Here is a 12,342-nt window from a genome sequence, read left to right on the forward strand (position 1 = left end):
AAGGGCGGTACAGGATGTCGCATGGATCAGCTGGCGGCGGGCTGTTCGGCAAGCTTGTCGGCCAGGCGCACGAAGGCGGCCAGGTCGAGCTGTTCTGGGCGCAGGCTGCCATCGACGCCGGCAGCCTGGATTTCGTCGTTGCTCAGCAGGGCCTTGAGCGTGTTGCGCAGGGTTTTGCGGCGCTGGTTGAAGGCTTCGCGTACCACGCGCTCCAGCAGGCGATGGTCCTTGGCCGGGAAGGGCAGCACTTCGTGCGGCACCAGGCGCACGATTGCCGAGTCCACCTTGGGCGGCGGATTGAATGCGCCCGGGCCCACGTTGAACAGGTGTTCCACGCGACAGTGGTACTGCACCATGATCGACAAACGGCCCCAGTCGCCGCCGCCAGGGCCTGCGGCCAGGCGTTCGACCACTTCCTTTTGCAGCATGAAATGCATGTCGCGGATCAGGGCTGCGTTTTTCAGCAGGTGGAAGATCAGCGGCGTAGAAATGTTGTACGGCAGGTTGCCGACCACCCGCAGGGTGCCAGGCTCGGCGCCCAGGCTATTGAAGTCGAACTTCAGTGCGTCGCCCTGATGCAGGCTGAAGTTGCTCTTGCCGGCAAACTGCTGATTGAGGATCGGGATCAGGTCCTTGTCCAGCTCGACCACGTCCAGCTGTGCGCCGCTGCTCAGGATACCTTCGGTGAGGGCGCCCTGGCCCGGCCCGATTTCCAGCATGCGCTCGCCTTCGCGGGCGCGAATCGCGCGCAGGATGCGGTCGATGACGCCGGCGTCGTGCAAAAAGTTCTGGCCGAAGCGCTTGCGCGCCTTGTGTTGGTATTGCTCAGTCATGTTCGGGTCTCGGCCATCTGGTAGGCGGTTTCCAGGGCGACCTGCAGGCTGCCGGTGTCGATCCGGCCGCTGCCGGCCAGGTCCAGTGCCGTGCCATGGTCCACGGACGTGCGGATGATCGGCAGGCCCAGGGTCACGTTGACGGCAGCGCCGAAGCCTTTGTACTTGAGTACGGGCAGGCCCTGGTCATGGTACATCGCCAGCACTGCATCGCAGTGCTCCAGATATTTGGGGGTAAACAGCGTGTCGGCGGGCAGGGGACCGCGCAGGTCCATGCCTTCACCGCGCAAACGCGCAAGTGTAGGTTCGATGATGTCGATCTCTTCGCGCCCCAGGTGCCCACCTTCGCCGGCATGGGGGTTGAGCCCGCACACCAGGATACGGGGCTGGGCGATGCCGAACTTTTCGATCAGGTCGGCATGCAGGATGCGGGTGACCCGCTCCAGGCGTTCAGGGGTAATCGCATCGGCGACCTGCCGCAGCGGCAGGTGAGTGGTCACCAGTGCCACGCGCAGACCGTGGGTGGCCAGCAGCATCACCACCTGTTCGGTGTGAGTCAGCTCGGCCAGGAATTCGGTGTGGCCGGAAAAGGCGATGCCGCCTTCGTTGATCACACCCTTATGTACGGGGGCCGTGATCATCCCGGCAAAATGCCCGTCCAGGCAGCCTTGGCCCGCGCGGGTCAAGGTTTGCAAAACGAAGGCGGCGTTGCGGGTATCCAGTTGCCCGGTCACCACGGGGGCGCCCAAGGGCGTGTCCCACACGTACAGGCTGCCAGGTTCGGCAGGTGCGTCGGGGAATGCATCCGGGGTCACGCTCAGCAAGGTGACGGCCACGCCCAGTTGCGTGGCCCGCTCGGCGAGCAGGTCACGGCTGGTAATGGCAATCAGGGGGTGCGGTTGGCGCTGCCCGGCGAGCAGCAGGCACAGGTCGGGGCCTATGCCTGCCGGTTCACCGGGCGTCAGGGCGAAACGCGGGCGTTTCACTGCGCAGCCTGGTCGACGCCAGGCAGTTTGATCTCGACGTAGGCTTCGTCGCGGATCTGGCGTAGCCAGTTCTGCAGTTCTTCGTCGTATTTGCGGTTACGCAGCACGGTCATGGCCTGTTGCTCGCGAGCCTGTTCGGTGGCATCGGTTGCGCGGCGGCCCAGTACTTCCAATACGTGCCAGCCGTATTGAGTCTTGAACGGCTTGGACAGCTTGCCCACTTCGGTATTGGCCATCACGTCGCGGAACTCCGGCACCAGCGAGTTCGGGTCGATCCAGTTCAGGTCGCCGCCATTAAGCGCCGAGCCCGGGTCTTCCGAATACTGCTTGGCCAGCGTGCCGAAATCCTCACCCGACTGGATGCGGTTGTACAGCGCCTCGGCCAAGGCCTTGGTCTGTGCTTCGGTACGGATTTCGCTAGGCTTGACCAGAATGTGGCGAACATGCACTTCGTCACGGGTCTGGGTGCCACCGCCGCGCTTCTCCAGCACCTTGAGGATGATGAAGCCACCCGGCGTGCGGGTCGGCGGGGTGATGTCGCCCACCGACATGCTGCTCAGCATGCTGTCAAACGGCGGAGGCAGTTGGGCTGCCTTGCGGAAACCCATGTCGCCGCCTTCCAGTGCGTTGTCGCTGGAGGACTTGGCCACGGCCATCTGGCCGAAGTCGGCACCGGCCTTGAGCTGGTCGTACACCGCCTTGGCCTGGGCCGCCGCGGTCTGGATGGCCTCGGCGTTGGCGCTTTGCGGCGTCGGGATCAGGATGTTGGCCAGGTGCACTTCTTCGGACAGTTGCGCCTTGCCCATGTCGGAAGCCAGGAAGTTCTTCACTTCCTGTTCCGACACCTGGATGCGCTCTGCCACGCGACGCTGGCGCACGCGGCTGATGATCATTTCACGGCGCACTTGGTCGCGGGCGTCGTTATAGGACAGGCCGTCGTGTGCCAGGGCTGCCTTGAACTGATCAACGTTCATGTTATTGCGCTGGGCAATGGTGCCGATCGCCTGGTTCAACTCTTCGTCGGTGATCCGGATACCGGAGCGATCACCGATTTGCAGCTGCAGGTTCTCGACGATCAAGCGCTCCAGAACCTGAGGCTCCAGCACGCTGGTCGGTGGCAACGCGCCGCCCCGCTTGGAAATGGTGGATTGAACCTCGTGGACACGCTGGTCCAGTTGGCTCTTCATGACCACGTCGTTATCGACGATGGCCACCACGCTGTCCAGCGGTACGACTTCGGCGTGCACCACGCCAGCCAGCAACATTGCGCCCAGCAACAGCGGGCGCAGACAATCAGAAAGCGTCTTCACGTTGTTGATAACCTTGAATGCCTTTGTCGAGGAAACTCTCGACTTTTGTGCCTACCACGCCACCGAGCCCTTTGAGCACGATCTGCAGGAAGACCCCATGGTCGCCTTTTTCGTTCTGCGGCAGTGCCTGGCTGAACTCGTCGTAGTCAACCCAGTAGCGGTTGATCAGGCGCAGTTTCCAGCAGCAGCTGTCGTATTCGAAACCACCAAAGGCTTCCAGTGTGCGATTGCGGTTGTAGTCATACTGCCAGCGAGCGATGGCGTTCCACTGCGGAACCAAAGGCCACATGACCGAGAAGTCATGTTGCTGGATTTTGTAGTAGTCCTTCACGTAGTTCGGGTCGCCCGGGGTGCCATAGTCACCGCCGAAGCCCCACTTGCCGGTGGAGGAGTCGTAGTGGACCAGGTCGTTGCGGTAGCGATAACCGAAGTTGACGATCTTGTTCGGGTTGTCTTCAGGCTGGTAGTGGAACATGCCACTGCCCGAACGGGTGGTTTTGGTGTCCGGGTCCCAGTTGAAGTCCGAATTGAATCGCCAGTCGCGGTTGAAGTGGTACTCGTATTCCAGGGCATACGGCGAACGGTTGGCCAGGGCTTCCTCGCGGGTGGAGTAGTCGATACCTGGCAACTGAACCTTGCGGTCTTGGAAGTACACGGCTTCACCGATGCTGAAGCGCTGGCGTTCAAAGCCGTTGTCTTCGATCCAGCGGTTGGTGATGCCCAGCGACAGCTTGTTCTCATCGCCGACGCGGTCGGTGCCGGAGAAGCGGTTGTCGCGGAACAGCGAACCGTAGCTGAAGACGTTTTCGGCGGTGTCGAATACCGGAATGTCGGTCTGGTTAACATACGGGACATTCAGGTAGTAGAGGCGCGGTTCCAGCGTCTGGCGGTAGTCGGTACCGAACCAGTTGGTGTTACGGTCGAAGTACAGGCCGCTGTCGACGCTGTAGATCGGTACCGAACGGTTCTGGGTGCTGTTGAATGACTCGCCGGTCTGCAGCGTGCTCTTGCCTTGGGAGTCCAGATCCAGATCGTACTGGGTATACATGTACTTGATAGTTGGCTTGACGTAGCCCCACGTCCAGTTGAACGGACGGCTGATTTCAGGCGCCAGGTTCAAACGGGTACCGTTGGCGCGCGCCAAACCTGCCACGTTGTTATCAATACGCGAAGTGACCCCACCGTCCTCGTCGGTGTAATTGCCGGTCTCAAGGCTACGCTCGAAGCGCACGGCTTCGGTCGCGTAGCTGAAGTCCAGGCCTTCCGGGTGGAACGGCAACTGGCCATTCAACGTCAGCTGTGGCAGGCGGTCGTACGGCGTGATATCCGAAACCGTCGTCAGCTTGTACGCCTGCACGTTCAGGCCCGCCACGTAGTTGTCACCACGATAGTAGGTCGCTGCCTGCTGGTTGATAAAGTCGCCGTGCTTCACGCCGATCTGGTAGGTCTCCAGATCCTGGAAGTAGTACGGGTCGCTGATATCGGTGTAGTCGACCTTATAGGTCAGACGCTGATCCAAGCCGCCTTTATGCTGCCAGTTGATCATCCAGCGGTCTTTGCTGTAGTCGGTCTGCAGCTTGCGATCGTCGTTTTCGTCGTTCAGGTAGCCGCCGCCGAACTGGCCTTCGCTTGACTTGGTCAGGTAGCGGAACTCGCCTTCCATCAGCAAGCCGTTCTTGGCCATGTAGTGCGGGTACAACGTGGCATCGTAGTTGGGTGCCAGGTTGAAGTAGTACGGCGTGACCAGGGACAGGCCAGTCTTGCTGCCGCTGCCAATGCTTGGCGGCAGGAAGCCGGACTGACGACGGTCGTCGATCGGGAAATAGATATACGGGGTGTACAGGACCGGGAAGTCATGCACGCGCAAGGTTGCGTTGGTCGCGGTACCGAAGCCGGTCGCCGGGTTCAAGGTGATGTTGTTGCCCTTGATGGTCCAGGCGTTGCTGTTCGGTTCGCACGTGGTGTAGGTACCATCCTTGAGGCGGATGATGGCGTCTTCGGCACGCTTGGCATACAGCGCGTTGCCGCGAATGCCTTGCTTGTGCATCACGTATTCGGCGTTGTCGACCTGGGCCGCGCCGGTGTCCAGTTGCACCTCGGCGTGGTCACCAACCATCAGCGTGCCGTTGTCGCGCAGCTTGACGTTGCCGTCCAGCGTGCCGCGGTTCTCGGCCTGGTGCAGGCTGGCCTCGTCGGCCTCGATCTGCATGCTGCCCTGGCGCATGACGACGTCACCGGCCATGGTCGCGACCTGCTCTTCCTGCTGGTAGCGCGAGGCTTTTGCACCGATGAACGTAGGGGCGTCTTTTTTCGACGTCTTGTCGTTCATGCCAGGGCGCAGCGGTTCCTCGTAGTTGCCGGAGCAATACGGGCCGGTCTCGGCAAGTTGCGCAGGGGTGAGCTTCTCGCGTGGCACCCAGTCCAGGTGGCTGTAGTCGGCACTGCGCGACGTCAGGCCCTTGCCCTTGGCTTGGGTGACCAGCATCGGGCCCTTGGCCTTTGCCTCGGCCGCAGGTGTCGCCGTGCCGACGACATCGTCGGGCAGGCCTCCACCTTCGTGCACGGGGCGTGGCGGCAAGGCGCCGACATCAGCCTTGGGTTTGCAGTCCCAGGTACCCGCAGCCGATACGGAACAGTCATACTGTTCGGCAGCGACCGCGAACGGCGTGGCTAAGGGTTGCATCGCCAGCAGACTGCCAGTGATCAGCAACGGAAATTTTCTACGAAACGCGGGGGATTTCAATGCCATCTTATTAGTCCGGGCTTCCTGCGTGCCATCTCGCCCGCGGGGGGGCCGCACGCCTCTCGATGGTCTGAAAAAGATGCTGGATAATAAAGCATGACCCGCTTGACGGCTAGCGCCGTCGGAGACCTCTGCAATGCCCGATCAAGATGTACGCCTGCAACACCTCAAAGTCTGGCTCGACGAGCAACTGGCCAAACGCTTCCAGGCCGAGGGCTGGGGCGCCGTACCCCCGGCCACGTTGACCGCGGCCAGTAGTGACGCAAGCTTCCGACGTTATTTTCGCTGGGAGGGCGAGGGCCGAAGTTTCATCATAATGGACGCGCCACCCCCCCAGGAAAACTGCAAACCCTTCGTCGAAATCGCTGCTTTGCTAAAAAAATCCGGGATAAATGTTCCGGAAATTTTTGCCCAGGACCTCGATCGGGGCTTTTTGCTGCTCAATGACCTAGGTAACAAGACCTACCTGGACGTGATTGACGCGGCCAACGCCGACGTCCTGTTCAAGGACGCGATCGAGGCCTTGCTGGCTTTCCAGCAATTGCCCATGGACGCGCCTTTGCCCAGCTATGACGTGGCACTGCTGCGCCGCGAACTGGAATTGTTTCCTGAGTGGTACGTGGGCCGCGAATTGGGCGTGCAGTTCGACGAGCAGCAGCGGGCTGCCTGGCAACGTGCCAGCGACCTGTTGATCGACAGTGCCCTGGCCCAGCCCAAAGTGCTGGTGCACCGTGACTTCATGCCGCGCAACCTGATGCACAGCGAGCCAAACCCTGGGGTGCTGGACTTCCAGGATGCGGTGTACGGCCCGGTCACTTACGACATCACTTGCCTGTTCAAGGACGCGTTCCTGAGCTGGCCTGAAGAGCGGGTGCTTGCCTGGCTGAACGACTATTGGCAGGCCGCGCAGGCGGTCGGCATTCCAGTGCAGGACAACTTTGCGGCGTTCCACCGGGCCTGTGATCTGATGGGCGTGCAGCGCCACCTGAAGGTCATCGGCATCTTTGCGCGCATTTGCCACCGCGACGGCAAGCCGCGCTACCTGGCCGATGTACCGCGCTTTTTCGACTATATCGATGCGGTGCTGGCGCGTCGGCCGGAACTGGCTGACCTGAAGGTGTTGCTCGATAGCCTGCGTACTCCAAGCGAGGCCCGCGCATGAAAGCGATGATTCTGGCTGCCGGCAAGGGCGAACGCCTGCGCCCGTTGACCCTGCACACGCCCAAGCCGCTGATACGCGCCGGCGGTGTGCCGTTGATCGAATTCCACCTGCGGGCATTGGCCGACGCCGGGTTTACCGACATCGTCATCAACCATGCCTGGCTGGGCCAGCAGATCGAGGACCACCTGGGCGATGGCTCGCGCTTTGGCGTGAGTATCCGTTACTCCGCCGAAGGCGAGCCGCTGGAAACCGGTGGCGGCATTTTCAAGGCGTTGCCGTTGTTAGGCGATGAGCCTTTCGTGGTGGTCAACGGTGATATCTGGACCGACTACGACTTCGCCACGCTGCGCCAGCCGCTGGAAGGGCTGGCTTACCTGGTGATGGTCGACAACCCGGCGCATCACCCGGTGGGTGATTTTTCCATCGTCGACGGCCAGGTACGTGAGGATGCCGATGCTGCTGCGCGCCTGACCTACAGTGGCATCTCGGTGCTCAGCCCGCGGCTGTTCGATGGCTGTGTGGCGGGGGCGTTCAAGTTGGCGCCGTTGTTTCGTACCGCGATCGAGGCGGGGCAGGTCAGTGGCGAGCACTTCGGCGGCCGTTGGGTCGATGTGGGTACCCATGAACGATTGGCCGAGGTCGAGCAACTGTTGAGCGAGCGTCCCTGAGATGTTGTGGCCAGGGACCGTGATTGGCGCCGGAGCCGGTTTTGCCATTGCCTCCATACCCGGCGCATTGCTGGGGGCGTTGCTGGGGCAAGCCATGGATCGGCGCTTGCAATTGGAGAGCTGGGCGCAGTTGCGCGAGCGACTGAGCGGGCGCGGGGCCTTGCGTGACGATGAACTGCTGTTCGTGTTGCTGGGGCGCCTGGCCAAGAGTGACGGGCGCGTGGGGGAGCCGCATATCCAGCAGGCGCGCCAGGAAATGCGCGCGCTGGGCTTGAGTGACGCCGGGCAGCGCCGCGCAATCATGGCCTTTAACCGTGGCAAAGCCGGCGGCGACCGCTTGCAGGCCCATCTGGAAAAGCTTGCCCGCCAACCCAATGCCGCCGAAGGCGCGCTGCGCGCTGGTTGGCGGATGGTCTGGGCCGACGGCAAGGCCACCCGCAACGAGCGCTTGTTGCTGGTGCAGTGGGGTAAATGGCTGGGCTGGACTTCGCTGCGGGTGCAGGGTTTGTCTGCCGAGTATGAGCCGCAGCGCAAGCCCTTGGGCGATGGCGCGGGGTCTTACCAGGAGGCTTTGAAGCTGCTTGGTGTTGCCGCCACCACCGAGCCTGAACAGATCAAGCGCGCCTATCGTCGCCTGATCAGCCGCCACCACCCGGACAAGTTGGCCGGCAGTGGCGCAAGCGCGGCTCAGGTGCGCGAGGCCACCGAGCGGACCCGGGAGTTGCACGGCGCCTATTCGCTGATTCGTGAGCGGCGGGATTTTCGCTGAGTGTATTCATGGATGAGCCGGCGTGCCGGCCCATCGTGAAGCGTGTATTCAGTCGATCTTTTCCGGGCTCAACCAACCGCGAATCCGCCGGAACAACTGCTCCTGCTCGGCCGACGTGTTGCCCGGCAATGCCTTGAGCCCAACCTGGGTATAGCCACCGCTCTTCATACGCTTGCTGGCCTGCAAGCGTTCGCGCGCGGCATCGCGGGCGGTGTTGCTGTCGATGTAATAAATGTCGCCGGTCGCCACTTTGAGGCTGGGCGCCAGTTCTTCCAGGCTTTGCTTGGCATTGGTCGGCGTCATGGGCGCCACCATCAGCAATCGCTGGGCGTGGGGTTGTTGGCGCTCTTTGAAGTAGCGAGCAGCCCAATAGGCGCCGGTGCCGTGGCCCATCAGCACGATGGTGCGGGCCTTTTGCTGCTGGGCAAAGGCAATGCCGGCGTCGATGCGCGCGAAGATGCGTTCGGCATCGGCCTTGGCCTGTTCTTCCGGGGAGTTGGCCGAGGCGCTGCTGTCCGGGTTCTCCACGGCCGTGTCCTGTTCCACCGACTTGACCACCGGTGGCGTGGCCTTGCTCTCGGCCTGGGCGGGGGGCGCCGGCTTATCGGGCGCGCGGGCCACCGGTGCATCGGCCAACAGGTCAGGCAGGGTCAGGCTCAAGCTTTGCCAATGGGCGTCGGGCAGTTTTTGCCGTACCGGGCCCACGGCCACCGGCCAATCAGCGCTTTCCCCGGTACCGGGGACGATGACCACGGCGCCCGCCGGGTCGGCGCTGTTGGCAGGTTTCCACAAGGCCAGGAAGCTGTCGCTACCGGCTTGCAAGGTTTGCTGTTCAGCCTGTGGCAGTTGTCGCTCCAGGGCCAGGCTGTCTTCCTGGCTGCGATCGAGCACGGGGGCGCGCTCGACGATGGGTGCAGGCGCGGCTTGATCGGTGGCTGGCTTTTTTTCCGACTGTGCAGCGTTGGCCGGCAGCAGGCAGGGCAGCAGCAACGATAGGCAGAACGCTGGCAGCGTTGTGCGGTAGATTGAGGGCATTGGATATTCCAGGCCAGAATTGATCCCGGCAGCCTAATGGTATTTGTCATGGACAGCCACATGCTATCGGCTGTTCCGTGTTTACGAGATTCGCGATGATTCGATGGATATGCCTGCTGCTTATCGGCTGTTTATGGTTGCCCTTGACCGCCGGCGCGGCAGACCCTGGCCCATTGCGCCTGAGCGATGAGCAGCGTGACTGGCTGGGGCAGCACCGCGGACTGCGCGTGGGGGTGGTATTGCAAGCGCCCTTTGCCCAATACGATCGGCGCCTGCAGCAATTGTCGGGGGTAAACGTCGAGGTGATGAACTGGCTGGGCAAAGAACTGCAAGTCGATTGGCGCTGGCGCAACTTTCCCGATCAGCAAGCCTTGGAGCAGGCCCTGCGCGAGGGCGAGGTCGACCTGGCGCCAGGCCTTACCCAGACGCCGGCCGGCCTGCGCCTGTGGCTGTTTTCCGACCCCTACATGCGCATCCCGCAATTGATCGTGGGCCAGCGCAACGGGGCGATCAACGTCGACCTGGAAAAGCTCGACGGCAATGATCGGGTTGCCGTGCGTATGCCCGGCGCGGTGGCGGATTACCTGCGCGCCACCTATGCCAACCTCAATCTGCAAGGGGTGCCCCTGGAGCGCCAGGCCTTGCAGTTGTTGACCACCCAGCAGGCTCGCTATGCGGTGATCGATGAAGCGCAGTTGGCGCGCCTGAGCCGTGAAGACGAGTTTGCCGATTTGGTGGTGGTCGGTGACATCGGCTTTCCGCAGCTTTTGCGGGTCGCCAGCCGCCGCGACTGGCCGCAGTTGGCCGAAATCCTGGGGAGCGCGCTGCAAGCCATCCCCGCCAAGGACTTCGAGCAACTGCACACGCGGTGGGTGCAGCCCAAATACCCCCGGCTGAGTGAATCGCCCGGTTTTTGGCAGAACCTCTGCCTGCTGCTGTTGGTACTGCTGCTGGCGGCTGCGGCCATCGTGGCGTGGCAACGACGCCAGTTGAATTGGTTCGAACGCTCGTTGCTGAGCGCGCGCGAAGACATCCTGATGCGTGAGGCCGGCGAGGAAGCCCTGCGCCTGACGCAGTTCTCCATCGACCAGAGCACGGTCGGCATCCTGTGGGTGAACTGGGACAGCCATGTGCGCTATGCCAACCGGGCGGCCGAAAGCATGCTGGGCTACCCCGCAGGCGCGGTGGTCGATCGGCCCCTGATCGATTTCGAGCCGGGCCTGCACATGGACCGCTGGCTGAACCTGTGGAAGCGCGCGCGGGCCAGTGAAGAAGGCCCCTTGAATTTCGAAACCCAATGCCTGTGTGCTGATGGCAGCCTGTTGCCCACCGATGTCTCATTAAGCTTCTTGCGCTTTCAGCAGGCCGAATACCTGGTGGTCTACCTCACCGACGTCACCGAGCGCCGGCGCACCGTGGCCGCCTTGCAGGAAAGCCAGGAACAGCTGCGCGAGTTGTCGGCGCACCTGGAAAGCGTGCGCGAAGAAGAGAAGGCGCGCATCGCCCGCGAGGTGCACGACGAGTTGGGGCAGATGCTGACCGTGCTCAAGCTGGAGACGTCCATGTGTGAATTGGCCTACGCCGGGCTGGACCCGGGCCTGCAAGAGCGGCTTAACAGCATGAAGCGGCTGATCGCCCAACTGTTCCAACTGGTGCGCGATGTAGCCACGGCGTTGCGCCCGCCCATCCTGGATGCCGGCATCGCCTCGGCCATCGAATGGCAGGCCCGGCGCTTCGAAGCACGAACTCAAATCCCCTGCCTGGTCCAGGTGCCCGAAAGCTTGCCGGCCTTGAGTGACGCCAAGGCCATTGGCCTGTTTCGCATCCTCCAGGAGGCGCTGACCAATGTGATGCGCCATGCCCAGGCGCATACTGTGGATATTTCCTTGAGACTGGAGCAGGGCTGGCTGACGCTGACCATCAGTGATGACGGCGTCGGCTTTGCGCTGACGGCTGCGCGCCCGGCTTCTTTTGGCCTGGTGGGCATGCGTGAACGGGTGCTGATGCTCGGTGGCACCCTGCTGTTGGATAGCGAACCGGGCGAGGGCACCGCGTTGAGCGTGCGCCTGCCTCTGAATTGACGTGACGCTTGGGAGTTCGACAGTGATCCGAGTACTCGTGGCCGAAGACCACACCATTGTTCGCGAAGGGATCAAGCAGCTGATCGGCCTGGCCAAGGACCTGTTGGTAGTGGGCGAGGCCAGCAATGGCGAGCAGTTGCTGGAGGCCTTGCGGCAAACCCCCTGTGAAGTGGTGCTGCTGGACATCTCCATGCCCGGGGTGAATGGCCTGGAGGCGATCCCGCGGATCCGCGCATTGAACAACCCCCCCGCCATCCTGGTGCTGTCGATGCATGACGAAGCCCAGATGGCCGCGCGGGCATTGAAGGTAGGCGCCGCCGGTTACGCCACCAAGGACAGCGACCCGGCCTTGCTGCTGACTGCCATTCGTCGGGTGGCCGGGGGCGGGCGCTACATTGACCCGGACTTGGCCGACCGCATGGTGTTCGAAGTGGGCCTTACCGATAGCCGGCCATTGCACTCGCTATTGTCTGAGCGTGAGTTTTCCGTGTTCGAACGCCTGGCCCAAGGCGCCAACGTCAATGACATCGCCCTGCAATTGGCGCTGAGCAACAAGACCATCAGCACCCACAAGGCGCGGTTGATGCAAAAGCTCAACATCAATTCCCTGGCCGAGCTGGTGAAATATGCCATGGAGCATAAGTTGCTTTGATTGCGCGTCGCCTGGTTCGCGGGTGAACCAGGCTCACCTGTGGGAGCGGATTTATCCGCGAACCAGACGACGAAATCTAAAAGCGACAGCGTCTAGGCAGCAA

The 12,342-nt window shown here is 62.4% G+C and carries 10 protein-coding genes; 5 read left to right on the forward strand and 5 right to left on the reverse strand.

What is annotated here, in order from left to right; translation table 11 throughout:
* Positions 1-26: 26 nt before the first annotated feature.
* Genes rsmA through L9B60_RS14440 form a run of 4 tightly spaced genes read right to left on the reverse strand, consistent with a single transcriptional unit; the run spans position 27 to position 5,878 of the window.
* Positions 27-833, reverse strand: coding sequence for a 16S rRNA (adenine(1518)-N(6)/adenine(1519)-N(6))-dimethyltransferase RsmA (gene rsmA / locus L9B60_RS14425; RefSeq protein ID WP_249679473.1), 807 nt, complete (start codon positions 831-833; stop codon positions 27-29).
* Positions 830-1,819, reverse strand: a complete 990-nt coding sequence (gene pdxA, locus L9B60_RS14430) for a 4-hydroxythreonine-4-phosphate dehydrogenase PdxA (protein ID WP_249679474.1) — start codon at positions 1,817-1,819, stop codon at positions 830-832. Before pdxA ends, rsmA begins: the two co-directional genes overlap by 4 nt.
* Positions 1,816-3,084 carry a peptidylprolyl isomerase gene (locus L9B60_RS14435; RefSeq protein WP_249679745.1) on the reverse strand — a complete coding sequence of 423 codons (1,269 nt, stop codon included), beginning with the start codon at positions 3,082-3,084 and terminating at the stop codon, positions 1,816-1,818. The genes pdxA and L9B60_RS14435 overlap by 4 nt, the downstream gene beginning before the upstream one ends.
* 28 nt (positions 3,085-3,112) lie before the next feature.
* The gene (locus L9B60_RS14440) at positions 3,113-5,878 is read right to left on the reverse strand and encodes an LPS-assembly protein LptD (protein WP_249679475.1); all 2,766 of its coding nucleotides are present in this window, start codon (positions 5,876-5,878) and stop codon (positions 3,113-3,115) included.
* A 130-nt stretch (positions 5,879-6,008) separates the two neighbouring features.
* Here L9B60_RS14440 and L9B60_RS14445 point away from each other — a divergent pair, with 130 nt between their 5' ends.
* From L9B60_RS14445 to L9B60_RS14455, 3 genes are read left to right on the forward strand one after another with little or no spacing between them, the layout of a single operon-like run.
* Positions 6,009-7,034 (forward strand): aminoglycoside phosphotransferase family protein, encoded by a 1,026-nt coding sequence (locus tag L9B60_RS14445; RefSeq protein ID WP_249679476.1) that lies wholly within the window; start codon positions 6,009-6,011, stop codon positions 7,032-7,034.
* Positions 7,031-7,702 (forward strand): N-acetylmuramate alpha-1-phosphate uridylyltransferase MurU, encoded by a 672-nt coding sequence (gene murU, locus L9B60_RS14450; RefSeq protein WP_249679477.1) that lies wholly within the window; start codon positions 7,031-7,033, stop codon positions 7,700-7,702. Before L9B60_RS14445 ends, murU begins: the two co-directional genes overlap by 4 nt.
* Before the next feature lies 1 nt (position 7,703).
* Positions 7,704-8,471, forward strand: a complete 768-nt coding sequence (locus L9B60_RS14455; RefSeq protein WP_249679478.1) for a TerB family tellurite resistance protein — start codon at positions 7,704-7,706, stop codon at positions 8,469-8,471.
* Positions 8,472-8,519: 48 nt separating this feature from the next.
* Here L9B60_RS14455 and L9B60_RS14460 read toward each other — a convergent pair whose 3' ends face one another.
* Positions 8,520-9,506 (reverse strand): alpha/beta hydrolase family protein, encoded by a 987-nt coding sequence (locus L9B60_RS14460; protein ID WP_249679479.1) that lies wholly within the window; start codon positions 9,504-9,506, stop codon positions 8,520-8,522.
* A 95-nt stretch (positions 9,507-9,601) separates the two neighbouring features.
* On the opposite strand from L9B60_RS14460, the gene L9B60_RS14465 reads away from it, so the two are divergent.
* Both L9B60_RS14465 and L9B60_RS14470 read left to right on the forward strand, forming a co-directional pair.
* On the forward strand, positions 9,602-11,587 hold the full coding sequence (locus L9B60_RS14465) for a PAS domain-containing sensor histidine kinase (RefSeq protein WP_249679480.1): 1,986 nt from the start codon (positions 9,602-9,604) through the stop codon (positions 11,585-11,587).
* Positions 11,588-11,609: 22 nt separating this feature from the next.
* Complete coding sequence (locus L9B60_RS14470) at positions 11,610-12,239, forward strand: response regulator (RefSeq protein ID WP_249679481.1); 630 nt, start codon at positions 11,610-11,612, stop codon at positions 12,237-12,239.
* Positions 12,240-12,342 lie beyond the last annotated feature (103 nt).

Origin of the sequence: Pseudomonas abieticivorans (genome assembly GCF_023509015.1) — a bacterium.
In the GTDB taxonomy this organism is placed as follows: domain Bacteria; phylum Pseudomonadota; class Gammaproteobacteria; order Pseudomonadales; family Pseudomonadaceae; genus Aquipseudomonas; species Aquipseudomonas abieticivorans.